Origin of the sequence: Micromonospora sp. BQ11 (assembly GCF_052068135.1) — a bacterium.
Taxonomy (GTDB): Bacteria; Actinomycetota; Actinomycetes; order Mycobacteriales; family Micromonosporaceae; genus Micromonospora.
Genome location: NZ_JBQHDB010000002.1, coordinates 20,809 through 45,199, shown reverse-complemented (window position 1 = coordinate 45,199; position 24,391 = coordinate 20,809). Strand labels below are relative to the sequence as shown.

Sequence of the window (24,391 nt, the reverse complement as noted above, 5' to 3'; positions counted from 1 at the left end):
GGGATCTCTGCATGCTCGTATGTACGTGTCCGGAGGGATCGGTCGTTCAGTGCGCCCCGTCGCCGGTCGGGTGTGACGGCCGGCACCGTTACCGGGTCCCCCGGGCAGCTAAAACGACAGCGCGTAGTGTGTGGTGCGGTGTGGACCCCGGACGTGGTCCCGCCCGGCCCCGACCTCCCCTCCCGACGCCGGAAGGTGGCAATCCGTGAGCATGATCACCGAGCGCCCCGTCAGCAACTCTGCCGGGCAGCCGCCGGTGCGCACGGTCGCGGAGAGGGCGGCGGCCCGCCCCCGCGACCTGCGGGCGGTCGTGGCGGCGTACGTGGCGCTCACCAAGCCGCGGATCGTCGAGCTGCTCCTGGTGACCACGGTCCCGGCGATGATGCTCGCGCACGGCGGCATGCCCTCGCTGTGGCTGGTGGCGGTGGTGCTGGTGGGCGGCTCGCTGGCCGCCGGCGCGGCCAGTGTCCTCAACTGCTACATCGACCGCGACATCGACCAGCTGATGCGGCGCACGAAGCGTCGCCCACTGCCCGCGCACACCGTGTCGCCGCGCAGCGCGCTGGTCTTCGGCCTGGTGCTGGCGGTCGTCTCGGTCGTCCTGATGGCGGTGACGACCAACCTGCTGGCGGCCGGTCTCACGCTGGCCGCGATCGTCTACTACGACCTCGTCTACACGCTCTGGCTCAAGCGCACCACGACCGCCAACACCTTCTGGGGCGGTGCCTGCGGGGCGGCCCCGGTGCTGATCGGCTGGGCGGCGGTGACCGGGTCCCTCGCCCCGGCGGCGTGGGGGCTGTTCGCGGTGGTCTTCTTCTGGCAGATGCCGCACTTCTACCCGCTGGCGATGAAGTACAAGGACGACTATGCCCGGGCGGGCATCCCGATGCTGCCGGTGGTGGCCTCCACCCGCCGGGTCAACGCGGAGATCCTGATCTTCGCCTGGCTCACGGTGCTCACCTCGCTGGCGGTCTGGCCGCTGGGGATGAGCGCCGTCTACGGCGTACCGACCCTGGTGGTGGGAGCGATCTTCCTGGTCGAGGCGCACAAGCTGTGCCGTCGCGCGACGCGGGGCGAGGCGGTCAAGCCGATGCGGCTGTTCCACTGGTCCACGACCTACCTGACCATCCTGTTCGCCGCGGTGGCGCTCGACGCCCTGCTCTGAGCGACCCGGTCGATCGGTACCACGAAAGCCGGACAAGTCAGCCTGACGAGCGACTTGTCCGGCTTTACCGTTGGTCGGGAGGAAGTTTCGTCACACCGTCGGGCCTGTCGCTGTCTGTTCAAGATCCAGCCACTTCGTCGCGGTGGTTGGCACGGGTAAATCCGGACATATCCGGGCTGTTTACCTGTTGTCTTCCTTAAACCTGCAGGTAATTGGCATCACAAAAGGTTCACGGAAGTCGCCCGCACGGGTGCACGTCTGCTTAGGCTTCGCGTCATGGCAGATGGTTCCGATACGACGCTGACGGCTGAGCAGGCCGCCACCGCCCAGGCCCCCAACGGCCTGGTCGCGGGTATCAAGTCGTTCGCCGCCGGGCACGGCGGGGCGAAGGCGGTCATCGAGTACGTCGGCAAGCGGGGGGCACGGATCGTCCTGGTGGGCGAGGACGGGGCGTGGGGCGACCAGTTCGCCGACGACACCGTCGTCGCACGGCAGGCGTGCGCCAAGGCGGGAGTCACCGTCGAGAACGCCTGGGAGCGTGAACTCATGGACCAGATGCGTCCGAGCAACGACCTCTGGCGGTCGATGGCCCGGCGCACGATGTCCCGCTGACACATAAATTGACCACTCACCACCAGTCGACCCGGGGGAAACCCCGGGTCGCTCTCGTGACCTGTGCGGAACTCGCCGACCTGGAGGCCGACGACCGCCTCGTGATCGACCCGCTCGCGGCGCGCGGCGTGGTCGCCGACGCCGTCGTCTGGGACGACCCGACCGTCGACTGGTCGCGCTACGACCTGGCGGTGCTCCGCTCGCCCTGGGACTACATGTCCCGCCGGGACGAGTTCGTCGCCTGGGCGCAGACCGTGCCGGCCCTGGCCAACCCGGCCGACGTGGTCCGGTGGAACACCGACAAGCGCTACCTCGACGAGCTGTCCGCCGCCGGAGTGCCCACCGTGCCCACCGCCTGGGTGGCGCAGGGGGAGACGTGGACCGCGCCCGCCGACCGCGGCGAGTACGTGATCAAGCCCGCGGTCAGCGCCGGCAGCCAGGACACCGGCCGCTACGACCTGGCCGACCCGGAGCACCGCGACCTCGCGTACGCCCACGTGCGGCGCCTCGGTGACGCCGGCCGGCTCACCATGGTGCAGCCGTACCTGGACGCGGTCGACACGGCCGGCGAGACCGCGCTGCTCTTCCTGGCCACCCCGGACGGGCTCCGGTTCAGCCACGCAATCCGGAAGGGCCCCATGCTCACCGGGCCCGACCTCGGCACGGACGGGCTCTACAAGGCCGAGGAGATCCGCGCCCGCGACGCGAGCGCCGACGAGCGGGCGGTGGCGGAGAGGACGCTGGCGGCGGTCCCGGGCGGGTCGGAGCGGCTGCTCTACGCGCGGGTCGACCTGATCCCGGGTGCCGACGGCGCGCCGGTGCTGGTGGAGCTGGAGCTGACCGAGCCCTCGCTCTTCCTCGGGTACGCCGACGGTGCCGCCGACCGCCTCGCCGAGGCGGTCCTCACCCGGCTGTCCCGTCCCGTCTGAGCCTGCGGCGGGCCGATCGTGGCCCGGGGCCCGCGGCGGTCAGGCCGGGATCGGGACGGACGTCTCGGTCCGGGCGGCGGCCTCCGCTGCCGAGGGGGTCGCGGCCGGGCGACGCTCGCGGGTCGACCACAGCACCGACAGCGTGGCCAGCAGGACCAGGCAGGACCCCAGCATGTGCGCGCCGACCAGGATCGCCGGCAGGTCCGTGAAGTACTGCACGAAGCCGATCACGCCCTGACCGAGCTCCACGGCGAGAAGCACCAGAGCGGCCCGGTAGGCGCCGGTCGCGCCGACCGCGCGGAAGGCGAAGACCAGGGCCACCGAGAGGCCGACCAGCAGGAAGACCGCGTCGGCGTGGACCTGGGAGATGGTCTCCGGGTCCAGGCCGTTACGGGCGGCGCCGTGGTCGCCGGCGTGGGGGCCGCTGCCGGTCACCCAGGTGCCGATCACCAGCACCGCCGCGCTCACTGCCGTGGTGATCAGGGCGAGGGTCCGCAGCGGCGCCGGGACCACGGCGACCGCCGGGCCGTCGGGGTCCTTCACGCGCCGCCAGAGGGCGTACGCGGCGGCGATGACCAGCATCGAGGCCAGGAAGTGCAGGCCGACCACCCACGGGTTGAGGTCGGTGAGCACCGTGATGCCCCCGAGGACCGCCTGGGCGGGGATGCCCAGGAACACGGCGACCGCCAGAGGCAGCAGCCCTCGGCGGCGGGGGCGGTGCAGCAGCACCGCGACCAGGACCACCAGCGCGATGATCCCGACCGCGAAGGTGAGCAGCCGGTTGCCGAACTCGATCACCCCGTGCACGCCCATCTCGGGCGTGGTGGTGTACGACTCGTCGGTGCACCGCGGCCAGGTGGGGCAGCCCAGACCGGACGCGGTCAACCGGACGGCCCCGCCGGTGACGACGATCGCCACGTTCGCGACGATGTTGGCGTACGCCAGACGGCGCAGCAGCGTGGTGGAGACCGGGAACCGGACGGATGGAGTCACGGCGCAAATCCTACGCACTGTAGTGATCGAGGTTCGTGCGGCTCCGCCGGCCCGGTGGTTCGGATCACCGGACCCCGGGTTTGCGGGCACCTGACGAATTACGTAACGTTGGCGTTGTGAAAAACGTGGCAGGGCTCTCCGGGCGCCAGCCGACGACCGTTCCGGTCGCCGGTCAGCCCGTGTCCGCCACGGACCTCTCCACCCGCGACCGGGTAACCCGGCTGCTGCTGGAGCGGGGCGCGACCACCGCCGCGCAGCTCGGCGACGCGCTCGGGCTCAGCCCGGCCGCGATCCGTCGCCACCTCGACGCGATGCTCGTCGACGGTGACGTGGCCGCCCGCGAGCAGGTCGTGCGCGGCAGTCGCGGCCGGGGCCGTCCGGCCAAGGTGTTCGAGCTGACCGACGCCGGCCGGGGCCGCTGTGGCACCCACCACTACGACAACATGGCCACCGCCGCGCTGCGCTGGATCGCCCGCAACGGTGGTTCCGACGCGGTGGAGGCGTTCGCCACCGAGCAGGTCGCGGCCTTGGAGGCCCGCTGCCGGGCGGCCATGGAGGACGCCGGCGACAACCCCCTGGCGCGCGCGGAGGCGCTCGCGGGGGCGCTGACCGTCGAGGGTTACGCTGCGAACGCGTCCACGATCGCCTCCGGCGGCCAGCTCTGCCAGCACCACTGTCCGGTGGCGCACGTGGCCGCCGAGTTCCCCCAGCTGTGCGAGGCCGAGACCGCGGTGATCTCCCGTCTGGTCGGCACCCACGTGCAGCGCCTGGCCACCATCGCGCACGGCGACGGGGTGTGCACCACGCACATTCCCGGTCAGCCGGGGCGTGCCCAGTCCGGTAAGACCGTCACCACTGTGAGGACAGATAGATGACCGAGCAGATCGTCCAGCCCCTGACCCAGGAAGAGCAGCTCGCCGCCCTGGGCAACTACGAGTACGGCTGGGCCGACCCGGACGTCGCGGGGTCGGTGGCCCAGCGCGGTCTCAGCGAGGCGGTGGTGCGGGACATCTCGGCCAAGAAGAACGAGCCGGCCTGGATGCTCGACCTGCGGCTGAAGGGTCTGCGGCTGTTCGGTCGCAAGCCGATGCCGGCCTGGGGCGCCGACCTCACCGGGATCGACTTCGACAACATCAAGTACTTCGTCCGCTCCACGGAGAAGCAGGCCGCCAACTGGGAGGACCTGCCCGAGGACATCAAGAACACCTACGACCGGCTGGGCATCCCCGAGGCCGAGAAGCAGCGCCTCGTCGCCGGTGTGGCGGCGCAGTACGAGTCCGAGGTCGTCTACCACAAGATCCGTGAGGACCTCGAGGAGCAGGGCGTCCTCTTCCTGGACACCGACACGGCGCTGCGCGAGCACGAGGACGTCTTCAAGGAGTACTTCGGCACGGTGATCCCGGTCGGCGACAACAAGTTCGCCGCACTGAACACCTCCGTCTGGTCCGGCGGCTCGTTCATCTACGTGCCCAAGGGCGTGCAGGTGGAGATCCCGCTGCAGGCCTACTTCCGGATCAACACGGAGAACATGGGCCAGTTCGAGCGGACGCTGATCATCGTCGACGAGGGCGCGTACGTGCACTACGTCGAGGGCTGCACCGCGCCGATCTACTCCTCGGACTCGCTGCACAGCGCCGTGGTGGAGATCATCGTCAAGAAGAACGCGCGCTGCCGCTACACGACCATCCAGAACTGGTCGAACAACGTCTACAACCTGGTCACCAAGCGCGCCGTCTGCCACGAGGGCGCGACCATGGAGTGGATCGATGGCAACATCGGCTCCAAGGTCACCATGAAGTACCCGGCGGTCTACATGACCGGCGAGCACGCCAAGGGCGAGGTGCTCTCGGTGGCCATGGCCGGCGAGGGCCAGCACCAGGACGCGGGCGCCAAGATGGTGCACGCCGCGCCGCACACCTCCTCGACCATCGTGTCGAAGTCGATCGCCCGGGGCGGCGGCCGCACCTCGTACCGGGGCCTGGTGCAGGTGCTGGAGGGCTCGCACAGCAGCCGGAGCACCGTGAAGTGCGACGCGCTGCTGGTCGACACCATCTCCCGCTCGGACACCTACCCGTACGTCGACATCCGCGAGGACGACGTGTCGATGGGGCACGAGGCGACCGTCTCGAAGATCAGCGACGACCAGCTCTTCTACCTGATGAGCCGGGGCCTGAGCGAGGACGAGGCGATGGCGATGATCGTCCGCGGCTTCATCGAGCCGATCGCCAAGGAGCTCCCGATGGAGTACGCCCTGGAGCTCAACCGCCTGATCGAGCTGCAGATGGAGGGCGCGGTCGGCTGACGCCGCCCGTCCCGCCCGGCGGGCCGGCCACGCCGGCCCGCCGCTCCGAGCACCAGACACCGTCGTCGTTGCAGAACAGACCAAGGAAGAGATGACTACCCAGGCTTCCGCGCCGCCCAGCACCAAGACGCAGGCGCTCCGCTCGTACGACGTCGCCGACTTCCCGGCCCTGACGGGCCTGGAGGAGGAGTGGCGCTTCACCCCGCTCAAGCGTCTGCGCGGGCTGGTCGGTGGGGCGCAGGCCGCCACCGCCACGGTCCGGCACGAGTACGGCGACCTGCCCGCGGGCGTCACCGTCGCGCGGATCGGCAAGGACGACCCGCGGGTGGGCAGTGTGCTCACCCCGGTCGACCGGGTCAGCGCGCTGGCCTACGGCGGTGCCGAGCAGGCGCTGCTGGTCGAGGTCGCGCGGGACGCCGTGGTGGCGGAGCCGGTGAGCCTGCGGGTGGTCGGCGGCGGCGCCGAGGGGCTGGCCTTCGGGCACACGTACGTCGAGGTGGGCCGGTTCGCCGAGGTGACCCTGGTGCTGGAGCACGTCGGCACCGGCACCCTGGCCGACAACGTCGAGGTGTCGGTGGCCGACGGCGCGAAGCTGACCCTGGTCACCGTCGCCGACTGGGAGGCCGACGCGGTCCAGGCCCAGCACCTCAAGGTGCGGCTGGGCCGGGACGCCAAGGTCATCCACGTGCAGGTCAGCCTGGGCGGCGACCTGGTCCGGCAGTACACCTCGGTGGAGTACACCGGCCGGGGCGGCGAGGCCGAGCTGTACGGCGTCTACTTCGCCGACGGCGGGCAGCACCTGGAGCACCGCCAGCTGGTCGACCACAACGTGCCGGACTGCCGCAGCTACGTCGGCTACCGGGGCGCCCTGCAGGGCGAGGACGCGCACACCGTCTGGGTGGGCGACGTGCTCATCCGGGCCGAGGCGACCGGCACCGACACGTACGAGATCAACCGGAACCTGCTGCTCAGCGACGGTGCGCGGGCGGACTCCGTACCCAACCTCGAGATCGAGACCGGCGAGATCGCCGGCGCCGGCCACGCGAGCGCGACCGGTCGTTTCGACGACGAGCAGCTCTTCTACCTGATGGCCCGGGGCATCCCGGAGAGCGAGGCCCGGCGCCTGGTGGTGCGCGGCTTCTTCGCCGAGCTGATCAACAAGATCCCGGTGGAGTCCCTGCGCGAGCGCCTGGGGGACGCGATCGAGGCCCGGCTGGCCAAGGCGGGCGCCTGATGATCCGGATCTGCTCGACCGAGGACGTGCCGAAGGGCACCGCGATCAGCGCGGACGTCGACGGCACGCAGATCGCCCTGGTGCACGCCGAGGACGGCTCGTTCCACGCCGTGTTCGACGAGTGCTCGCACGCGTCGGTCGCCCTGTCCGAGGGCGAGGTGGAGGGCTGCACGCTGGAATGCTGGCTGCACGGTTCCCGTTTCGACCTGAGGACCGGCGAGCCGACCGGGCTGCCCGCCACCGAACCCGTTCCCGTCTATCCCGTCGAAGTCCGCGACGGCGACATCTACGTCAGCCTGACGCCGAGCAATGGAGTGACCCGATAATGAGCACCCTGGAGATCCGCGACCTGAAGGTGTCGGTCAAGCTGCCCGAGGGTGAGCTCAAGCCGATCCTGGCCGGCGTCGACCTGACCGTGAAGTCGGGGGAGACCCACGCCATCATGGGCCCCAACGGCTCCGGCAAGTCCACCCTGGCGTACTCGATCGCCGGCCACCCCCGGTACGAGATCACCGGTGGTTCGGTGACCCTCGACGGCGAGGACGTGCTGGCCATGTCCGTCGACGAGCGGGCCCGCGCCGGTCTCTTCCTGGCCATGCAGTACCCGGTCGAGGTGCCCGGCGTCTCGGTGGCCAACTTCCTGCGTACCGCCAAGACCGCCATCGACGGCGAGGCGCCGAAGCTGCGCACCTGGGGCGGCGAGCTCCGCGGCGCCATGGAGCGCCTCCAGATGGACCCGGCGTTCGCCCAGCGCAACGTCAACGAGGGCTTCTCCGGCGGTGAGAAGAAGCGGCACGAGATCGTGCAGCTCGAGCTGCTCAAGCCGAAGATCGCGATCCTCGACGAGACCGACTCCGGCCTTGACGTGGACGCGCTGCGCGTGGTCAGCGAGGGCGTCAACCGGGTCCGGGACACCGGCGACACCGGCGTGCTGCTGATCACCCACTACACCCGCATCCTGCGCTACATCAAGCCGGACTTCGTGCACGTCTTCGTGGCCGGCCGGATCGTCGAGCAGGGCGGGTCGGAGCTGGCCGACAAGCTCGAGGCCGAGGGCTACGAGCGCTACGCCGCCGGGGCCGGCTCGGCGAAGGCCTGACGGTTCGATGACCTCCATCGCGATCCCGGCGGGCATGCCGCAGTACGACGACGTGCCCCGGTACGACGTGGCGGCGGTGCGCGCCGACTTCCCGATCCTCGACCGGGAGGTCAACGGGCACCGGCTGGTCTACCTGGACAGCGCCAACACGTCGCACAAGCCGCGCCAGGTGCTCGACGTGCTCGCCGAGCACTACGCCCGGCACAACGCCAACGTGTCGCGCTCGGTGCACACCCTGGGCACCGAGGCGACCGAGGCGTACGAGGGCGCGCGAGCCAAGGTCGCGGCGTTCATCAACGCGCCGAGCGTCGACGAGGTGGTGTTCACGAAGAACTCCACCGAGGCGATCAACATCGTGGCGTACGCCTTCTCGAACGCCTCGCTGCGGTCCGACGGTGACCCGCGCTTCAGGCTGGGCCCCGGCGACGAGATCGTGATCTCCGAGATGGAGCACCACTCGAACATCGTGCCGTGGCAGCTGCTGGCCGAGCGGACCGGCGCGACGCTGCGCTGGTTCCCGGTCACCGACGGCGGACGCCTGGACGAGTCGGGCCTGGAGGACCTGGTCACCGAACGGACGAAGATCGTCTCGCTGGTGCACATGTCCAACATCCTGGGCACCGTCAACGCCACGTCGCGGATCACCGCGCGGGTCCGCGAGGTGGGCGCGCTGCTGCTGCTGGACTGCTCGCAGTCGGTGCCGCACATGCCGATGGACGTGGTCGACCACGACGCGGACTTCATCGTCTTCACCGGGCACAAGATGTGCGCGCCCACCGGCATCGGCGTGCTCTGGGGCCGTGCGGAGCTGCTCGCGGCGATGCCGCCGGTGTTCGGCGGCGGTTCGATGATCGAGACGGTGTCGATGGCGGGCTCCACGTTCGCCGCGCCGCCGGCGCGGTTCGAGGCGGGCACGCCGCCGATCGCCGAGGCCGTGGCGTTCGGCGCGGCCGTGGACTACCTGACCGGCATCGGGATGCGGGCCGTCCAGTGGCACGAGAAGCAGTTGACCGCGTACGCCCTGGACGCTCTCGCCTCGGTACCCGGCCTGCGGATCTTCGGTCCGTCGGTGCCGGTCGGCCGGGGTGGCACCATCTCCTTCGCGCTGGGTGACATCCACCCGCACGACGTGGGGCAGGTGCTGGACTCCCTCGGCGTGCAGGTGCGGGTGGGCCACCACTGCGCCCGCCCGGTCTGCGTCCGGTTCGGGGTGCCGGCCACGACCCGCGCGTCGTTCTACCTCTACACCACCACCGAGGAGATCGACGCCCTGGTGGCGGGCCTGGAGCGGGTGCGGAAGGTGTTCGACTGATGCAGCTTGAATCGCTCTACCAGGAGATCATCCTGGACCACTACAAGCACCCGCACGGCCGTGGCCTGCGGGACGCCGACGACCCGGCGGACCGGGTCGCCGAGGCGCACCACGTCAACCCGACCTGCGGGGACGAGGTGACCGTCCGGGTGGCCACCGACGGTGAGGTTCTGCACGACGTCTCGTACGACGGCATGGGCTGCTCGATCAGCCAGGCCTCGGCGAGCGTCCTGCACGAGCTGCTCACCGGCCGGGGCGCCGGCGAGGCGTTCGAGGTGCACGAGGCTTTCCTGGAGTTGATGTCCGGCCGTGGCCAGGTCACGCCGGACGAGGACGTACTCGGTGACGGGGTCGCGTTCGCGGGTGTCGCCCGCTACCCCGCCCGGGTCAAGTGCGCGCTGTTGCCGTGGATGGCGTTCAAGGACGCCGCGGCACGCGCCGGTGTGGGCGCGAGCCCGACGGAGGTGAAGGCATGAGCGAGGACACTGCCACGGCGGCGGCGCCGGAGACCGGCGACGCCGCCCCGACGAACGGCGCCGCCCCGGCGGCCGGCGGCAAGGCCGCCATCGCCGACATCGAGGAGGCGATGAAGGACGTCGTCGACCCCGAGCTGGGCATCAACGTGGTCGACCTCGGCCTGGTGTACGGCGTGCACGTCGGCGACGACAACGTCGCCACCCTGGACATGACGCTGACCTCGGCGGCCTGCCCGCTCACCGACGTGATCGAGGACCAGACCCGCCAGGCGCTGACCACCGGTCCCGGCGGCGGACTGGTCGACGACATCCGGATCAACTGGGTGTGGCTCCCGCCGTGGGGCCCGGACAAGATCACCGATGAGGGGCGCGACCAGCTCCGCTCCCTCGGCTTCAACGTCTGACACCTTGCGTCCCGTCGAGCGCGGCACCCGATCCGGGTGCCGCGCTCGACGCGTCTACGCGGGCTCCGCGTCCGGCAGCCAGGGCGCGAGGACGGCCGGGTCGGCAACGGCGAGGATCACCTGTTGCCGTTCCGGTGCGGTCAGCCGGAGCGCCCGTAGCCGGGCACCCCACTCGGGCGCGCGCTCGGGCTCGCCCAGGGCGACCGACAGCTCGATCAGCACGGCGAGCGCCAGCGCCTGTTCGGCGGCCGGTGCCGTCGCGGCGTGTCGGCGCAGTCCGGAGTTCAGCGCCCGGAAGGCGGCCCGGTCGTCGTTCTTGAACTCGCGCAGGATCCGCGCGTTGTCGAGGACCCGGGTCAGCCCGGTCAACCGCTTCGAACCGCCGTACTCCAGCTCCTTCGGTTCGTCCCGCTGGATGAAGATGATCGAGTTTCCGGACGGGTCGACGACGGTGAACCGCGAGGCGCCGGGCCGGTAGCGGGTCATCCGGGGCAGACCCTTGGCGAGCACCTTGCCGTACGCGGAACGCATCGACGCGCTGAACGCCGCGTGGTACGGGGCGACCGCGTCGACCATCACCAGGCAACCGCCGGTCTGCTCGGCCGACGGGTCCACGCCGCCCGGGGCGCGGCCGTAGTGCAGGTCGAACCCGCTCCACCGGAACGCCAGGTAAAGGTAGGGCCTGGTCTGCTCGTAGGTGACGGCGAAGCCGAGCGCCCGCCAGAACGTCAGAGTCGCCTCGGGTGACGTGCAGTGCAGCAGCGGCACCGTGGTCTCGTTGGGCCGGACGCGGTCCTCGGTCATCGGCACTCCACTCCCAGGGGGCTCGGATGGCCGGGCCATTGTGTCGTCCTTCCCGAGCGGGCGCACATACTTCCCGAGCGGGCGCACATAGCCAAGATCCACTCGATGTCATCGACGTCGGGGTGTCGCCCCGCCCCGGACCCCCCGATGTCAGCGACATTGAGTGGATCTTTTGGTTGGCCCGGCCGGTCGAGCCGGTCCTCGGCTTGCCGGCCGGACGCCCTGCGCCGCTGTGCCCGGGCGCTGACCCGGGCCGCAGGGCGATATCCGGTGGACCGGTCCCGGACGGGTGCCCGAGGATGGTCGTGTGATCGAGGCGTACCCGAAGCAGGTCCCTGTCCGCGCGGCCACCGCCGCGCGCCGACAGCGGACCGCTCCGGCGTCCGCCCCGACACGCCGCCCACCGTCGTGACAGCGGCGTTCCTGGCCGGGATGGTCGCCGGGTACGGCGTCGCGATCCCGGTCGGCGCCATCGCCGTGCTCGTCATGGGTCTGGCCGCGCGGACGTCGTTCCGGGTCGGTGCCGCCGCCGCGCTCGGCGTGGCCACGGCCGACGGTCTTTACGCCGCGGCGGCGGCGCTCGGCGGGGCGGCCCTGGCCGCGACGATCGCCCCGGTCGCCGGTCCGCTGCGGGTGGTGGCGGCGCTGGTGCTGCTCGGTCTCGCCGCGCACACCGCCGGGCAGGCCCTTCGTCCCCGGCCGGTACGGGCGGTGCAGCGCCGCGGCCTGGACAGTGCGCCACGGGCGTTCGCCGGTGTGCTCGCCCTGACCCTGTTGAACCCGGCGACCGTGGTCTACTTCGCGGCGCTCGTCCTGGGGCGCAGCGACGCCGCCGACCCGGATCCGGGTGTCGCCGCCATGTTCGTGCTGGGGGCGTTCCTCGCCTCGGCGAGCTGGCAACTCCTGGTGGCCGGTGGCGGCACCCTGATCGGTCGGGTGCTGGCGGGCCGGCGCGGCCGGATGATCACCGCCCTGCTCTCAAGCGCCATCATCGCCACGCTGGCCGTCACCATGCTCCTAGCGGGTTGACCACGACTGGGCTGCAACTTCCGGGAAGATGCTGTCACCTGGAGCGTGGAGGCAGCACCTTCCCCGAAGTTGCTCGCCCACACCGGCCGGGGACGGTGTCGTAGGTTCGGGTGATGGGTAGCAGGGCTGCGGCGGGTGGCGGGCGATGGGTCGACGTGGAACCAGGGCGCGTCGCCCGCTGGGTGGAGGGGTTCGCCGGGCGGCACGGCGCGCCCCGGACGGCACCCCACGAGTACGGGATGCTGCTCGCCGCCCCGGACGGCGCGACCGCCGAGCTGCACGCCCCGCCCGGCGCGCGGGGCGCCGGTGACCTCGACGGTTTCGTGGCCGCCGCCGTCGAGCCCCGCAGGATCGGCCTGCTGCTCGCCCGCAAGGGCGCGGTCGCGGTCGGCGTCGCCGACGGCAGCGACCTGACGGTGTCCAAGGTGGACACCCGCTATGTGCAGGGGCGCACGGCGGCCGGCGGCTGGTCCCAGCAGCGGTTCGCCCGGCGGCGGGACAACCAGGCGAAGGCGGCCACCGGTGACGCGGTCGACCTCGCCGTACGCCTGCTGCTACCGGCGGCCGGAACGCTCGCCGCGCTGGTGTGCGGCGGGGACCGGCGGGCGGTCGACGCGGTGCTGGTCGACCGTCGGCTCGCGCCGCTGGCCGCGCTGCGGTCCGAGCGCCTGCTCGACGTCCCGGAACCCCGGCACGCGGTGCTCGTCGCGGCGGTGGCCGCCGCCCGCGCCGTGCACATCCTCGTCCGGGACCCCGACGAGGCGTAAGGAAGGGCCCCCTGTTATCGCTTTCCGCATAACAGGGGGCCCTTCCTAACGCCGGACGGCGGGTCGCTCAGACGCCTGCCTTGAAGGTGTCGCAGGACTTCGGGTCGCCGCTGTCGTAGCCGCGGGTGAACCACTCGCGGCGCTGCGCCGACGAGCCATGGGTGAACTCGTCCTTGTTCACCGGCCGGTTGGCCCGCTCGGAGATGGCGTCGTCGCCGATCTTCTCGGCGGTGTCGACGCCCTGCTGGATGTCCTGCTCGGTGATGCTCGTGAAGATCTTCTGACCGCCCTCGTCCGCGGTGCCGGTGGCGTTCTTCGCCCAGGCGCCCGCGTAGCAGTCGGCCTGGAGTTCCAGCTTGACCGACAGGGCGTTGGCGTTGTTCGGGTCCCGCTGCTGCTGGCGGCGCACCTGCTCGTTGGTGCCGAGCAGGTTCTGCACATGGTGGCCGTACTCGTGGGCGAGCACGTACGGCTGCGCGAACTCACCTTCGGCGCCGAGCTGGTCGGCGAGCACCCGGTAGAAGGTGAGGTCGATGTAGACCAGGGAGTCCGCCGGGCAGTAGAAGGGGCCGACGCCCGAGTCGGCCTGGCCACAGGCGGTGCTGACGCCCTGGCTGAAGAAGACGGTGTCCGAGGGCAGGTACTGCTCACCGAACGCCTGCGGCAGGGCGGTTCGCCAGTACGCCTGGATGGAGTTGACGTACAGGGTGTTGCGGCATTCGAGCTTGTCGAGCGCGTTCTCGGCGGCGCACGCCTGCTCCAACGACGTGTTGTCGCCCTGCTCGCCGCCGCCGTTGGTGGCCGCGTTCAGGCCGAAACCGCCGCCGACGAGGGCCACCAGCACGGCGATGACGATGCCGACGACGCCGCCGCGCCCACCGCCGATGGGAATGGGGATCCCGCCGACCCCGCCGCCTCGGCCCGACCCTCGCCGGTCGTCCACCTGACTGGTGTCGATCCGCGCATTCTCGTTCAGCTCCATACCTACCCCGATCACCCGTGTGGTCCAGTTGTGGTGGTTGCGGTACCGGACGGGGTCCGGACGACGGTTTCCGTACCCGATGATCTTGGCTGGTAATCCGGCGGGGTCACCCGACGGCGCCCGGTACACTTGTCGGGTGCTGCTCTGCGAAGGCTGAACCGCCCCGCGCCGACGGACCCACCGCGTCCGCCGGCGCTTTCGCGTGCCTGAGTCAGCCCTTCCAGACCCCGAGAGCGAGTCCGTCGAGATGATCACTGCCACCGGCCTGGAGCTCCGTGCCGGCGCTCGTATCCTGCTGTCCGACACCACGCTGCGGGTGCAGCCGGGCGACCGGATCGGCCTGGTCGGCCGCAACGGTGCCGGCAAGACCACCACGCTCAAGGTGCTCGCCGGCGAGGGGCAGCCGTACGCCGGCCAGATCGACCGCCGCAGCGCCATCGGCTACCTCCCCCAGGACCCGCGCACCGGCGACCTGGAGGCCACCGGGCGGGACCGGGTGCTCTCCGCGCGAGGGCTGGACGTGCTGATGGCCCAGATGAAGGAGATCGAGGCCAAGCTCGCCGAGGACGCCAGCGACAAGCTGGTCCGCCGCTACGGCGCCCTGGAGGACCAGTTCGCCGCCCTCGGCGGGTACGCCGCCGAGGCCGAGGCCGCGCGCATCTGCGCGAACCTCGGGCTGCCCGACCGGGCCCTCGCCCAGACCATCGGCACCCTCTCCGGCGGTCAGCGCCGCCGCATCGAGCTGGCCCGGATCCTGTTCCGCGACGCCGGCGAGAACGGCGGCGGCATCCTGCTGCTCGACGAGCCCACCAACCACCTCGACGCCGACTCGATCACCTGGCTGCGGGGGTTCCTCGCCAACCACAAGGGCGGCCTGATCGTGATCTCCCACGACGGGTCGCTGTTGGAGTCGGTGGTCAACAAGGTCTGGTTCCTCGACGCCACGCGCTCGGTGGTCGACGTCTACAACCTGGGCTGGAAGGCGTACCTGGAGGCCCGCGAGACCGACGAGCGCCGCCGCCGTCGGGAGCGGGCCAACGCCGAGAAGAAGGCCGGCGCCCTGATGGCGCAGGCCGACAAGATGCGGGCCAAGGCCACCAAGACGGTCGCGGCGCAGAACATGGCCCGACGGGCCGAGAAGCTGATCGCCGGGCTGGACGAGGTACGCGTCGCCGACAAGGTGGCCAAGGTGCGCTTCCCGAACCCGGCCCCCTGCGGCAAGACCCCGCTGACCGCCACCGGGCTGTCGAAGTCGTACGGGTCGCTGGAGATCTTCACCGACGTGAACGTCGCGGTCGACCGCGGGTCGCGGGTGGCGATCCTGGGGCTGAACGGCGCCGGCAAGACCACGCTGCTGCGGATGCTCGGCGGCCTGCTGGAGCCGGACACCGGCGCGGTGCACCCGGGCCACGGCCTGCGGCTGGGCTACTACGCGCAGGAGCACGAGACGCTGGACGTGGAGCGGACGATCCTGGAGCACATGCGCAGCGCCGCCTCCGAGCAGACGGACACCGATCTGCGCAAGATCCTCGGCGCGTTCCTCTTCTCGGGCGAGGACGTGGACAAGCCCGCCGGGGTGCTGTCCGGCGGGGAGAAGACCCGGCTGGCGCTGGCCACCCTGGTTTGTTCCGGCGCGAACGTCCTGCTGCTCGACGAGCCCACGAACAACCTCGACCCGGTCAGCCGCGAGCAGGTGCTCGACGCGATCGCCCGTTACCCCGGCGCGATCGTGCTGGTCACCCACGACCCGGGCGCCGTCATGGCGCTCAAGCCGGACCGGGCCATCCTGCTTCCCGACGGCGACGAGGACGCCTGGAGCGACGACCTCCTGGAGCTGGTCGAGCTGGCCTGACCGCCGCCGGTCGCGGGCCGGTCAGCCGACCCGGTCGAGCAGGTGACCGACGACGCCCGAGCTGACCAGGATCACCACGCCGATGGCGATGAAGATCGTGGGGACCAGCCAGTGGCCGGCCCGCGCCACCACCCGGGTCACCCGCGGATGTCTGCCGAGCCAGGCCGCGGCGGCACACCACAGGGCGATCAGCATGACGAACACGAGCAGGAAGACGCCGCTGTCGGCCGGGCCGAGAGCCCGGAACACCGGGACGTAGACGGCGACGTTGTCCGCGCCGTTGGCGATCGTCACGCCGGCCACCCCGAGTGTCCCGGTCACCACCGTCGGGGCCTCGTCGTCGTCGGAGGTCCGCAGCGCGCGGACGCCCAGCGCGATCGGCAGCAGGCCGAGCAGACCGGTCCACGGATCGGGGACCACCAGCAGCCCGGCCGCGACGACCGCGCTGGCCAGGACGAGCGCGCCGATGCCGAGGTACTGCCCGGCGACGATCTGCCCGGTGCGCGGCCGGCCCGTGCTGCGGGCGGCGACGAAGAACAGCGTCAGGATGACGATGTCGTCGATGTCGGTAGCGGCGAAGACCAGTGCCGCGCCGGCCGCGGTGCCGAGCAGGTCGATCACGCTGCGAAGCGTACGGCCCGGCGGGGCCGGGGCACGACACGCCGACGGCGCGGGCGGTGGGGCCGGTCGGCGGGATCACGCTATCGGGAAGCTGACATTGCATAGCGTGTCGGTTGGCGAAGAGTTGATATCTGGCGCATGATCGTTCGAGGCGGTCTAATAGGTGGGACCGTATCCGAACCGCACAGTCTGGGACGTGAGGACACAGCATGGCAGCCACCGGCACAGCCACCAGCACTGAGAAGGGTCGCCGGATCGTCGGAGCCGAGCGTCAGACGCTCGCCAAGGACCTGGTAAAGCGGTACACCTCGGGCGAGAGCATCCGTGCGCTCGCAGCCTCGACCGGACGATCCTACGGGTTCATCCACCGGGTGCTCACCGAGTCCGGGGTGCAGCTGCGGCAGCGCGGCGGCGCCCGGCGCCGCAAGAAGGCGTGACCCGCCCACCAGCGTCGTCCATCAGCGCCGCGCCCCGGGCCGCCCGGTGACCGCCGAGGCGACCGGGGTTCGGCTGGAATGCGACGGGCCGGTCGCAACGGTCACGTTGTGTCGGCCCGACGTGCTCAACGCCCAGACCCCGGCGATGTGGCGGGCGATGAGCGAGTTCTCCCGGGATCTTCCGGGCGACGTCCGCGTCGTGGTCGTCCGCGGCGAGGGGCGGGCGTTCTCCGCCGGCCTCGACCTGTCGGTGGCCGGTGCCTCCGGGCCAGGCTCCTTCGCCGAGCTCGCCACCCTGCCCGAGCAGGAGTGCGCCGACCGGATCGCCGAGTTCCAGGCCGGCTTCACGTGGCTGCACCGCCCGGACGTCATCTCGGTGGCCGCCGTGCAGGGGCACGCCATCGGTGCCGGCTTCCAGCTCGCGCTGGCCTGTGACCTGCGCGTCCTGGCCGAGGACGCCAAGTTCTCCATGGCCGAGGTGACGCTCGGGCTGGTGCCCGACCTCGCCGGCACCAAGCGCCTGGTCGATCTCGTCGGCTACTCGCGGGCCCTGGAGATCTGCGCGACCGGTCGCCGGATGGACGCCGCCGAGGCCGACCGGATCGGCCTGGCCACCCTGGTCGTGCCGACCGCGGAGCTGGACGTCGCCGTCCGCGACCTCACCGCCGGTCTGCTGGCCGGCAACCGGGACGCCGTCGTGGAGATCAAGGCCCTGATCGCCGGCGCGACCGGTCGGTCCGCCGCCGAGCAGCAGCGGGCCGAGCGGGAGGCGCAGACCCGCCGGCTGCGTGATCTCGCCGGTCGCGGAGAATAGTAAGGACCGTTCGGGAAGATCCGGGTTACGACCGAGGTTGTCACAGTCGTCGGGAGAATCGACCTGACGACGCGGTCAGCCCGACGACCCGGAGGTGAGTGTGTCCAACCCGATGTCCGGCGGTGGCATGGTCGGTTGGAGCATGCTCCGGTCGATGCGCAACCGCGACGAGATCTCCACGCACCGGCTCAAGCGCGGTGTCGCCCGACGGATCGTGGCCTTCGCCCAGCCGTACCGGCGCGACATCGTGGTCTTCCTCGTGACGGTGGTGCTGGCCGCGATCATCGGTGTCGCCACCCCGGTGCTCGCCGGTGACGTCATCAACGCCATCAACCGGGGCGGCTCCGAGGCCGGCGCGCTGGTGGTCCGGCTCGCGCTGTTCATCGCCGCGCTGGCGGTGGTCGACGCTCTGCTGTCGCTGGTCCAGCGGTGGTACTCGGCCCGCATCGGCGAGGGCATCATCCTCGACCTGCGTACCCGCGTCTACGACCACGTCCAGCGGATGCCGCTGCAGTTCTTCACCCGCACCCAGACCGGTGCGCTGGTCAGCCGGCTGAACAACGACGTGCTCGGCGCGCAACGGGCGTTCACCTCGACGCTGTCCGGGGTGGTCAGCAACGTCATCCAGCTGGTGCTCACCGCCGCGGTGATGTTCACCCTCTCCTGGCAGATCACGGCCCTCTCGCTGGTGCTGCTGCCGATCTTCATCATCCCGGCCCGCCGCGTCGGCAAGCGGCTCGCCGAGATCACCCGCGAGTCGTACGACCTCGACGCGAAGATGAACGCGACGATGACCGAGCGGTTCGGTGTCGCGGGCGCCCTGCTGGTCAAGCTCTTCGGCCGGCCCGACGTCGAGGCCCGCCGCTTCTTCGACCGGGCCGAGCGGGTCCGGGACATCGGCATCCAGTCCGCGATGTACTCCCGGACGTTCTTCGTGGCCATGCTGCTGGTCGCGTCGCTGGCCCAGGCGCTCACCTACGGCCTCGGCGGCTGGCTCGCGGTCACCGGCAACGTCAGCGCCGGCACGGTCGTGACCCTGGCGCTGCTGCTCACCCGCCTGTACGGCCCGCTCACCGCGCTGTCCAACGTCCGGGTGGACGTGATGAGCGCGCTGGTCTCCTTCGACCGGGTCTTCGAGGTGCTCGACCTGCGGCCCGGCATCGAGGAGAAGCCGGCCGCCGTGCCGGTGCCCCGGGGCAGCGGTCGGGTCGAGTTCCGCGACGTGTTCTTCCGCTACCCGAGCGCCGCCGAGATCTCCCTCGCCAGCCTGGAGGAGGTCGCCGCGCTGGACCGTACGGTCAACGAGCCGGTGCTCAAGGGCGTCTCGTTCGGCGTCGAGCCCGGGCAGATGATCGCCCTGGTGGGTCCCTCCGGTGCCGGCAAGTCGACGCTGTCGATGCTGATCTCCCGGATCTACGACGTGACCGACGGGCAGGTGCTGGTCGGCGGGGTCGACGTACGGGACGCCACGTTGGACTCGCTGCGCGACGAGATCGGCGTCGTCACCCAGGACTCCCACCTGTTCCACGAGACGATCGCGGAGAACCTCCGCTACGCCAAGCCGGACGCCACCGACGACGAGATCTGGGCGGCGTTGGCGGGCGCCCAGGTCGCCGACCTGGTGCGTGCGCTGCCGGACGGCCTGGACACCACCGTCGGAGAGCGGGGCTACCGCTTCTCCGGCGGCGAGAAGCAGCGCATCGCGATCGCCCGCCTGCTGCTCAAGGCCCCGTCGATCGTCATCCTCGACGAGGCGACCGCCCACCTCGACTCGGAGAGCGAGGCGGCGGTGCAGCGGGCCCTCTCGGTGGCGCTGACCGGTCGTACCGCGTTGGTCATCGCACACCGGCTCTCCACGGTGCGCGACGCCGACCAGATTCTCGTCCTCGACGAGGGGCGGATCGTCGAGCGGGGCCGGCACGACGAGCTGGTCGCGGTGGGCGGGCTCTACGCCGAGCTGTACCGTACCCAGTTCGCGGTCGCCGACTCGCCCACCCCGTACGTCGACGCGACCGGCCCGGAGCCGGTGACCCTGCCGATGCGGTCGTACCTCCCGGACGACGCCCTGCCGCCGGCCTCGGCCAACTGACGGGTCGCCCGTCCGGGTCCGGACGCCTCACCCGGTGGTGACTGCCGCTCGTAGCTCGCCGAAGGCAGCGCCGAGGGTCTCCGGGGTGAAGTGCGCGTTCAGGCCGCTGGGGTTGGGCAGGACCCAGAGTCGGGCACCGGCGAGCGGCTCCGGCTGCGGCCCGAAGGCCGCCTTCGGTCGGGCGAATCCGACACGGTAGGCGGTCACCCCGACCACGGCGACCCACCGGGGCCGGTACCGCTCCACCTTGTCGGTGAGTATCCGGGCCCCGCCGACCAGCTCGGCGGCGGTCAGCTCGTCGGCCCGGGCGCTGGCCCGGGCCACCATGTTGGTGATCCCCAGGCCGTACCCGGGCAGCTCGTCCTGCTCGCTGGGGTGCAGCAACCGGGGCGTGAACCCTCCCCGGTGCAGCGCCGGCCAGAACCGGTTGCCGGGACGGGCGAAGTGCCACCCGGTCGCGGCCGACCACAGGCCGGGGTTGATGCCGACGAACAGCACGTCCAGACCGGGTGCGATGACGTCGGGAAGGGTCCGCTCCGCCGCCGCGGCCAGCTCCTCGCGGGTGGGCCGCGGGTACGTCCGGGCCGCGCGTCTCCGCTGCCCGGTGGGGTCCGGCCCGGCCATCACAGGCTCCGCAGGGCGCCACCGTCGATCGGGACGGTGATCCCGGTCAGGTACCCGGCGGCGGGGGAGAGTACGAACGCGGCCACCCGGCCGAACTCCGCCGGCTCGCCGATCCGCCGCAGCGGGATGCCCGCCTCGGCCTCGGTGCGCGCCCGCTCGGGGTCGGGGGCGGCGGCGAACAACTGCTCGCTGCGGTCGGTCCGGATCCGTCCGGGCAACAGCCCCACGACGCGTACGCCCCGGGGGCCGTACTCGTCGGCGACGTCCTTCGCCATTCCGACCAGGCCGGGCCGCAGGCCGTTGGAGATGCCCAGCCCGGGCACCGGGGAACGCGCCGAGGTGGACAGCACCAGGCCGATAGCGCCGCCGTCAGCCTCGGCCAGGACGCCGGCGACCGTCCGTACGACGCGGATGGTACCGAGGAAGACCGTCTCGAAGGACTGCCGCCACTGCCCGTCGTCGACGGACGCGGCGGTGCCCGGCGGGGGACCGCCGACCGAGACCAGCGCCCCGTCGAGCCGGCCGAAGTGGTCCCGCGCCGTCGCCACCAGACGCGCTGGCGCCTCCGGGTCGGCCAGGTCGGCGGTCAGCCCCACGGCGTGCTCCGGCCCGCCGAGGTCCCGCGCGGCGGCGGCCACCGCGTCGCCGTCCCGGGCGGAGAGCACGACTTTCGCCCCGTCGTCCACGAGGCAGCGCGCGGTCGCGTACCCCAGCCCCCGCGAGGCTCCGGTCAGGACGAACACCCGGTCGGTCAGTCCGAGATCCATGCCGTCGATCCTGCCGCAACCGCCCGGTGCCGGCATCCGACGCACCCGGAACCCGCGATCATGCACTTCCTGCCCGGTCAAAACGGTTCACGAACGACAAGAAGGCGACCGAAACTGCAAGATCGCGGGGCGGGGGCGGGGGCGGGGCGGGGGCTGGGGTCAGCGGGGGGCGGGGTGGAGGAGGTGTACGTGGCCGGCGATCTGGATCGCGACGGCGCCGGCGGCGCGTCCCCAGGCCGGTAGTCGGCGGTGACGTGGCGGGCGGTGTCCGTCGTAGCGGTCGGTGGCCTCGCGTACCGCCAGCTCGTCGGCGCCCAGCGGCGGCAACGTCCCCCGGTCGCGCAGCTCCCGGGCCAGGTCCCAGCCGTCGCGCAACGACCCGGCGGTGGGCCGCCCGGTCGCCCATCGGGCGAAGGTGCGCGGCCAGTCGGCGCCGAGACCGGCGGCGAGCAGCGGCCAGTGCCGTGCCACGTCACCGGCGCGTTTGCGCAGCAGGGCGGCGCGGGCGGCAGCCAGCGCGGCCGGGTCGAAACCGGCCGGGTCCGGTCCGCCGGCCACCAGGGCCGCCACCAGCTCGGCCTGCCGGGCGGCCAGGTCGCCGGTCACGTCACCACCGGATACCCGGACACCCGGGCGAGGGCGTCCAGCTCGGCGCGGAGCTCCGGCGCGGGTGGGTAGTACCCGTCGCGCTCCAGCAGCAGCGCCGGCGGGCGGTGCCGGGCGCACAGGTCACCCAGCACGTCGAGCACCGGCGACGGGACCGGATCGGTGTGCGTGTCGTGGTAGAAGCCGCCGTGCTCGGCGCCGCCCGCGACGTGCACGTACGCGACCCGGTCCAGCGGCAGCCGGTCGAGCAGGGCGACCGGGTCGGTGCCCCGGTTGCGGGCGTTGGCGTACACGTTGGCCACGTCGAGCAGCAGGAGCGCGCCGGTGCGGTCGAGGATCTCGGTGAGGAACGCGGCCTCGTCCAGCTCGTCGTCGGGCCAGTCGAACAGCGCCGCGATCGGCTCCAGCGCGATCGGCACCGGCAGCTGCGCCTGCGCCCGGGCCACGTTGGCGCAGACCGCATCGACCGCCTCCCTGCTGCGGGGCAGCGGCAGCAGGTGGCCCGCCTCCCGGTCGCCGGCGCGGACGAAGGCGATGTGCTCGCTGACCAGCGGGGCGTCCAGCTGGTGCGCCACCGACGCGAGGTGCGCGACGCGATCCGGGTCGACCGGCTCCGCGCCGCCGAGGGAGAGCCGCACCCCGTGCGGTACGACGGTGACGTCCCGCTCGCGGAGGGCCGCCAGCCCGTCCGGGAGCGGCCCGTCGGCGGGCACCGACTCGGCCACCACCTCGACGAAGCGCAGGCCCGGCAGGTCGGCGACGAAGCCCGCGATCTCCGGTCGCCAGCCGATGCCCACGCCGGACGGCCCGATCATCCGCCGCACCCGCCGCCACCGCCACCACCGCCACCGCAGGAGCTGCCGCCACTGCAGGAGCTGCCGCCGCTGCAGCCGGACGAGCCGCCCGCGCTGATCGCCGCCTGCCGCTGGATCTCGGCCTGCTCGGCGAAGGTCGGGTCGAGGGCCCACAGGGACGCGGCACCGAAGAGAGCCACGCTCATCGCGGCGCCGGCCGGGCCGTACGTGGCGTAGGCCGGGGAGGACGCGGGGGCGAGGTGGGCGTTGAGCAGGCGCAGTTCGCGCAGCACGGCATCGGCCGCGCGGGTGCGCCACGGAACCCGGGACAGCAGCACCATGGCGACGGCCACGGCGAGGAGGGCGACCACCAGGAACCCGATCGGCCGGTCGTTGGCCAGGCCGGCGGCCATGCGGAGGCCGCCGAGCAGCAGCAGCGCGAGCAGCACCTTCGACCCGGTCCGGGCGGCCCTGCGCTGGTCGGGCGTGAGGGCCAGGCCCTGCCGCTGGAGACCCTCCCGCAGCTCCGTGAGGGCGCGGGCGACCCACTCGTCCCGGACCAGCTCCCGGGAGTGCAGGTTGCGCCGGGCGGCGTGGTAGACCGCCTGGTCCAGCGGCGTCACCCCGCTGGGCAGCTGTGCGCCGACGGCCAGCCGCCGGTCGGGGCGTACGCCGACCACGCCGCTGCCGCGCAGGCCACCGAGGGACGCCAGGACGGCGACCAGGTCACCGCCGTTGAGGTACGCGACCTGCTGCGGACCGAGCTGGTCGACCGCGAGGCCACGCTGGCCGGCGAGGAGCCGGGAGCGGTGAACCCGGGTGCCGACGACGACCACCAGGGCGGCCAGCAGGTAGAGGCCGAGGAAGACGGGACCGGGGATGCCCCACGTGGCGTCCGGGGCGGCGAGGACGGTCATGACTGCTCCTGTCGTACGAGGAGGATCGCCGCCTCATTGTGGAGCCGCGCCGCCACCTCCGAACCGGCCCGGACGCCGAGTTACCAAGCCGAGACGTGGAGTGCGCTCAGCGGCGGCGGACCGCCTCCTCGACGAGATCCAGCACCGGATCGAGGTCGCCGGCCGGGCGGCCCATCGCGAGGTGCAGCACCAGGCCGTCGTAGGCGAGTTCGAGGAACTGCGCCAGCACCGCGATCGGCACGTCCTCGCGCAGCACGCCCGCGTCCCGCTGGCGGGCCAACCGGTCCCGGGTCGCCTCGGCGATCGCGGCCGACCGTTCCGTCCACCGCCGGGCGAACGCCGGATCGGTCCGGAGCCGGCGGGAGACCTCCAGCTGGCTGCCGAGCCAGCCGGTGGTGTCCGGTGACGTCGCCCGGGCCAGCAGGTCGCGCATGACCTGGACCAGACCGTTGCGGGCGACGGTCTCGACCATGACGGCGGCGTCGTCCTCGGCGACCGCGAGGAAGAGCGAGTCCTTGTCGCGGAAGTGGTGGAAGATCGCGCCCCGGGACAGGCCGGTCGCCTCCTCGAGCCGGCGCACCGTGGCGCCCTCGTAGCCGTGCCGGGCGAAGCACGCCCGCGCCGCGGCCAGGATCTCCTGGCGACGCGCGTCGAGCTGGTCCTGACTTACTCTGGGCACGGGTCGATCGTGTCAGGTGACAACCGGCCACGCAAACCGTACGTACGGCTTGCAGCCTGCTCGCGACGATCACCCGGGCCGGT

At 72.1% G+C, this 24,391-nt stretch carries 27 protein-coding genes; 17 read left to right on the top strand and 10 right to left on the bottom strand.

The window, feature by feature from the left end; translation table 11 throughout:
• The first annotated feature begins 205 nt into the window (after positions 1–205).
• The 3 genes from ACTMSW_RS04215 (at position 206) to ACTMSW_RS04205 (ending at position 2,706) form a co-directional block, all read left to right on the top strand.
• Positions 206–1,165, top strand: coding sequence for a heme o synthase (locus ACTMSW_RS04215; protein ID WP_441179100.1), 960 nt, complete (start codon positions 206–208; stop codon positions 1,163–1,165).
• Between the two features lie 276 nt (positions 1,166–1,441).
• Positions 1,442–1,777 carry a hypothetical protein gene (locus tag ACTMSW_RS04210; RefSeq protein WP_357030037.1) on the top strand — a complete coding sequence of 112 codons (336 nt, stop codon included), beginning with the start codon at positions 1,442–1,444 and terminating at the stop codon, positions 1,775–1,777.
• A gap of 8 nt (positions 1,778–1,785) precedes the next feature.
• Positions 1,786–2,706 carry an ATP-grasp domain-containing protein gene (locus ACTMSW_RS04205; protein WP_441179099.1) on the top strand — a complete coding sequence of 307 codons (921 nt, stop codon included), beginning with the start codon at positions 1,786–1,788 and terminating at the stop codon, positions 2,704–2,706.
• A gap of 39 nt (positions 2,707–2,745) precedes the next feature.
• Here the strand turns inward: ACTMSW_RS04205 and ACTMSW_RS04200 are convergent, their stop codons facing one another.
• Positions 2,746–3,717, bottom strand: coding sequence for a COX15/CtaA family protein (locus ACTMSW_RS04200; protein WP_441179098.1), 972 nt, complete (start codon positions 3,715–3,717; stop codon positions 2,746–2,748).
• A 98-nt stretch (positions 3,718–3,815) separates the two neighbouring features.
• Here ACTMSW_RS04200 and ACTMSW_RS04195 point away from each other — a divergent pair, with 98 nt between their 5' ends.
• The 8 genes from ACTMSW_RS04195 to ACTMSW_RS04160 all read left to right on the top strand — a co-directional run bounded on the left by ACTMSW_RS04195 (position 3,816) and on the right by ACTMSW_RS04160 (position 10,526).
• Positions 3,816–4,574 (top strand): helix-turn-helix transcriptional regulator, encoded by a 759-nt coding sequence (locus ACTMSW_RS04195; RefSeq protein WP_441179097.1) that lies wholly within the window; start codon positions 3,816–3,818, stop codon positions 4,572–4,574.
• Positions 4,571–6,001 (top strand): Fe-S cluster assembly protein SufB, encoded by a 1,431-nt coding sequence (gene sufB / locus ACTMSW_RS04190; protein ID WP_441179096.1) that lies wholly within the window; start codon positions 4,571–4,573, stop codon positions 5,999–6,001. Before ACTMSW_RS04195 ends, sufB begins: the two co-directional genes overlap by 4 nt.
• 91 nt (positions 6,002–6,092) lie before the next feature.
• Positions 6,093–7,235, top strand: coding sequence for a Fe-S cluster assembly protein SufD (sufD, locus tag ACTMSW_RS04185; protein WP_441179095.1), 1,143 nt, complete (start codon positions 6,093–6,095; stop codon positions 7,233–7,235).
• On the top strand, positions 7,235–7,561 hold the full coding sequence (locus ACTMSW_RS04180; protein ID WP_441179094.1) for a non-heme iron oxygenase ferredoxin subunit: 327 nt from the start codon (positions 7,235–7,237) through the stop codon (positions 7,559–7,561). The genes sufD and ACTMSW_RS04180 overlap by 1 nt, the downstream gene beginning before the upstream one ends.
• The gene (gene sufC / locus ACTMSW_RS04175; protein ID WP_441179093.1) at positions 7,561–8,334 is read left to right on the top strand and encodes a Fe-S cluster assembly ATPase SufC; all 774 of its coding nucleotides are present in this window, start codon (positions 7,561–7,563) and stop codon (positions 8,332–8,334) included. The genes ACTMSW_RS04180 and sufC overlap by 1 nt, the downstream gene beginning before the upstream one ends.
• Before the next feature lie 7 nt (positions 8,335–8,341).
• Entirely contained in the window at positions 8,342–9,646 is a 1,305-nt protein-coding gene (locus ACTMSW_RS04170; protein WP_441179092.1) for a cysteine desulfurase, read from the top strand.
• Complete coding sequence (gene sufU / locus ACTMSW_RS04165) at positions 9,646–10,122, top strand: Fe-S cluster assembly sulfur transfer protein SufU (RefSeq protein WP_441179091.1); 477 nt, start codon at positions 9,646–9,648, stop codon at positions 10,120–10,122. The genes ACTMSW_RS04170 and sufU overlap by 1 nt, the downstream gene beginning before the upstream one ends.
• A complete protein-coding gene (locus tag ACTMSW_RS04160) occupies positions 10,119–10,526 on the top strand; it encodes a metal-sulfur cluster assembly factor (protein WP_441179090.1) in 408 nt (135 codons plus the stop codon). Before sufU ends, ACTMSW_RS04160 begins: the two co-directional genes overlap by 4 nt.
• 54 nt (positions 10,527–10,580) lie before the next feature.
• Here ACTMSW_RS04160 and ACTMSW_RS04155 read toward each other — a convergent pair whose 3' ends face one another.
• The gene (locus ACTMSW_RS04155; RefSeq protein WP_441179089.1) at positions 10,581–11,330 is read right to left on the bottom strand and encodes a glyoxalase; all 750 of its coding nucleotides are present in this window, start codon (positions 11,328–11,330) and stop codon (positions 10,581–10,583) included.
• A gap of 432 nt (positions 11,331–11,762) precedes the next feature.
• Between ACTMSW_RS04155 and ACTMSW_RS04150 the strand changes: the two genes are divergently transcribed.
• Entirely contained in the window at positions 11,763–12,359 is a 597-nt protein-coding gene (locus ACTMSW_RS04150; RefSeq protein ID WP_441179654.1) for a LysE family transporter, read from the top strand.
• Between the two features lie 113 nt (positions 12,360–12,472).
• The gene (locus tag ACTMSW_RS04145; RefSeq protein WP_441179088.1) at positions 12,473–13,126 is read left to right on the top strand and encodes an acVLRF1 family peptidyl-tRNA hydrolase; all 654 of its coding nucleotides are present in this window, start codon (positions 12,473–12,475) and stop codon (positions 13,124–13,126) included.
• 67 nt (positions 13,127–13,193) lie between these two features.
• Here the strand turns inward: ACTMSW_RS04145 and ypfJ are convergent, their stop codons facing one another.
• On the bottom strand, positions 13,194–14,108 hold the full coding sequence (gene ypfJ, locus ACTMSW_RS04140; protein WP_441179087.1) for a KPN_02809 family neutral zinc metallopeptidase: 915 nt from the start codon (positions 14,106–14,108) through the stop codon (positions 13,194–13,196).
• A gap of 247 nt (positions 14,109–14,355) precedes the next feature.
• Between ypfJ and ACTMSW_RS04135 the strand changes: the two genes are divergently transcribed.
• Entirely contained in the window at positions 14,356–15,960 is a 1,605-nt protein-coding gene (locus tag ACTMSW_RS04135) for an ABC-F family ATP-binding cassette domain-containing protein (protein WP_441179086.1), read from the top strand.
• Between the two features lie 21 nt (positions 15,961–15,981).
• Here ACTMSW_RS04135 and ACTMSW_RS04130 read toward each other — a convergent pair whose 3' ends face one another.
• Positions 15,982–16,581 (bottom strand): cadmium resistance transporter, encoded by a 600-nt coding sequence (locus ACTMSW_RS04130; RefSeq protein ID WP_441179085.1) that lies wholly within the window; start codon positions 16,579–16,581, stop codon positions 15,982–15,984.
• A 209-nt stretch (positions 16,582–16,790) separates the two neighbouring features.
• On the opposite strand from ACTMSW_RS04130, the gene ACTMSW_RS04125 reads away from it, so the two are divergent.
• The 3 genes from ACTMSW_RS04125 (at position 16,791) to ACTMSW_RS04115 (ending at position 19,921) form a co-directional block, all read left to right on the top strand.
• A complete protein-coding gene (locus ACTMSW_RS04125; protein ID WP_007462679.1) occupies positions 16,791–17,018 on the top strand; it encodes a helix-turn-helix domain-containing protein in 228 nt (75 codons plus the stop codon).
• Between the two features lie 46 nt (positions 17,019–17,064).
• A complete protein-coding gene (locus tag ACTMSW_RS04120) occupies positions 17,065–17,832 on the top strand; it encodes an enoyl-CoA hydratase/isomerase family protein (RefSeq protein WP_441179084.1) in 768 nt (255 codons plus the stop codon).
• Between the two features lie 112 nt (positions 17,833–17,944).
• Positions 17,945–19,921, top strand: coding sequence for an ABC transporter ATP-binding protein (locus ACTMSW_RS04115; protein WP_441179653.1), 1,977 nt, complete (start codon positions 17,945–17,947; stop codon positions 19,919–19,921).
• A 27-nt stretch (positions 19,922–19,948) separates the two neighbouring features.
• On the opposite strand, the gene mug is transcribed toward ACTMSW_RS04115, so the two are convergent.
• The 6 genes from mug to ACTMSW_RS04085 all read right to left on the bottom strand — a co-directional run bounded on the left by mug (position 19,949) and on the right by ACTMSW_RS04085 (position 24,308).
• Entirely contained in the window at positions 19,949–20,545 is a 597-nt protein-coding gene (gene mug, locus ACTMSW_RS04110) for a G/U mismatch-specific DNA glycosylase (protein WP_441179083.1), read from the bottom strand.
• Complete coding sequence (locus ACTMSW_RS04105; RefSeq protein WP_441179082.1) at positions 20,545–21,312, bottom strand: SDR family oxidoreductase; 768 nt, start codon at positions 21,310–21,312, stop codon at positions 20,545–20,547. Before ACTMSW_RS04105 ends, mug begins: the two co-directional genes overlap by 1 nt.
• A gap of 159 nt (positions 21,313–21,471) precedes the next feature.
• Positions 21,472–21,918: a hypothetical protein gene (locus ACTMSW_RS04100; RefSeq protein WP_441179081.1), complete on the bottom strand. Its 447-nt coding sequence runs from the start codon at positions 21,916–21,918 to the stop codon at positions 21,472–21,474.
• Positions 21,915–22,733 carry a DUF692 domain-containing protein gene (locus tag ACTMSW_RS04095; protein ID WP_441179080.1) on the bottom strand — a complete coding sequence of 273 codons (819 nt, stop codon included), beginning with the start codon at positions 22,731–22,733 and terminating at the stop codon, positions 21,915–21,917. The genes ACTMSW_RS04100 and ACTMSW_RS04095 overlap by 4 nt, the downstream gene beginning before the upstream one ends.
• A complete protein-coding gene (locus ACTMSW_RS04090) occupies positions 22,730–23,629 on the bottom strand; it encodes a TIGR04222 domain-containing membrane protein (protein WP_441179079.1) in 900 nt (299 codons plus the stop codon). The genes ACTMSW_RS04095 and ACTMSW_RS04090 overlap by 4 nt, the downstream gene beginning before the upstream one ends.
• Before the next feature lie 106 nt (positions 23,630–23,735).
• Positions 23,736–24,308, bottom strand: coding sequence for a helix-turn-helix domain-containing protein (locus tag ACTMSW_RS04085; RefSeq protein ID WP_441179078.1), 573 nt, complete (start codon positions 24,306–24,308; stop codon positions 23,736–23,738).
• Between the last annotated feature and the right edge of the window lie 83 nt (positions 24,309–24,391).

Bases quoted from the DNA above. Each gene is read 5' to 3' on its own strand.
- ACTMSW_RS04105 (WP_441179082.1), bottom strand. From the start codon at position 21,312: ATGGATCTCGGACTGACCGACCGGGTGTTCGTCCTGACCGGAGCCTCG.
- ACTMSW_RS04125 (WP_007462679.1), top strand. From the start codon at position 16,791: ATGGCAGCCACCGGCACAGCCACCAGCACTGAGAAGGGTCGCCGGATC.
- ACTMSW_RS04150 (WP_441179654.1), top strand. From the start codon at position 11,763: ATGGTCGCCGGGTACGGCGTCGCGATCCCGGTCGGCGCCATCGCCGTG.
- ACTMSW_RS04115 (WP_441179653.1), top strand. From the start codon at position 17,945: ATGTCCGGCGGTGGCATGGTCGGTTGGAGCATGCTCCGGTCGATGCGC.
- ACTMSW_RS04180 (WP_441179094.1), top strand. From the start codon at position 7,235: ATGATCCGGATCTGCTCGACCGAGGACGTGCCGAAGGGCACCGCGATC.
- ACTMSW_RS04090 (WP_441179079.1), bottom strand. From the start codon at position 23,629: ATGACCGTCCTCGCCGCCCCGGACGCCACGTGGGGCATCCCCGGTCCC.
- sufC (WP_441179093.1), top strand. From the start codon at position 7,561: ATGAGCACCCTGGAGATCCGCGACCTGAAGGTGTCGGTCAAGCTGCCC.
- ACTMSW_RS04155 (WP_441179089.1), bottom strand. From the start codon at position 11,330: ATGACCGAGGACCGCGTCCGGCCCAACGAGACCACGGTGCCGCTGCTG.
- ypfJ (WP_441179087.1), bottom strand. From the start codon at position 14,108: ATGGAGCTGAACGAGAATGCGCGGATCGACACCAGTCAGGTGGACGAC.
- ACTMSW_RS04170 (WP_441179092.1), top strand. From the start codon at position 8,342: ATGACCTCCATCGCGATCCCGGCGGGCATGCCGCAGTACGACGACGTG.
- ACTMSW_RS04145 (WP_441179088.1), top strand. From the start codon at position 12,473: ATGGGTAGCAGGGCTGCGGCGGGTGGCGGGCGATGGGTCGACGTGGAA.
- ACTMSW_RS04160 (WP_441179090.1), top strand. From the start codon at position 10,119: ATGAGCGAGGACACTGCCACGGCGGCGGCGCCGGAGACCGGCGACGCC.
- sufU (WP_441179091.1), top strand. From the start codon at position 9,646: ATGCAGCTTGAATCGCTCTACCAGGAGATCATCCTGGACCACTACAAG.
- ACTMSW_RS04095 (WP_441179080.1), bottom strand. From the start codon at position 22,733: ATGATCGGGCCGTCCGGCGTGGGCATCGGCTGGCGACCGGAGATCGCG.
- ACTMSW_RS04135 (WP_441179086.1), top strand. From the start codon at position 14,356: ATGATCACTGCCACCGGCCTGGAGCTCCGTGCCGGCGCTCGTATCCTG.
- sufD (WP_441179095.1), top strand. From the start codon at position 6,093: ATGACTACCCAGGCTTCCGCGCCGCCCAGCACCAAGACGCAGGCGCTC.
- ACTMSW_RS04210 (WP_357030037.1), top strand. From the start codon at position 1,442: ATGGCAGATGGTTCCGATACGACGCTGACGGCTGAGCAGGCCGCCACC.
- mug (WP_441179083.1), bottom strand. From the start codon at position 20,545: ATGGCCGGGCCGGACCCCACCGGGCAGCGGAGACGCGCGGCCCGGACG.
- sufB (WP_441179096.1), top strand. From the start codon at position 4,571: ATGACCGAGCAGATCGTCCAGCCCCTGACCCAGGAAGAGCAGCTCGCC.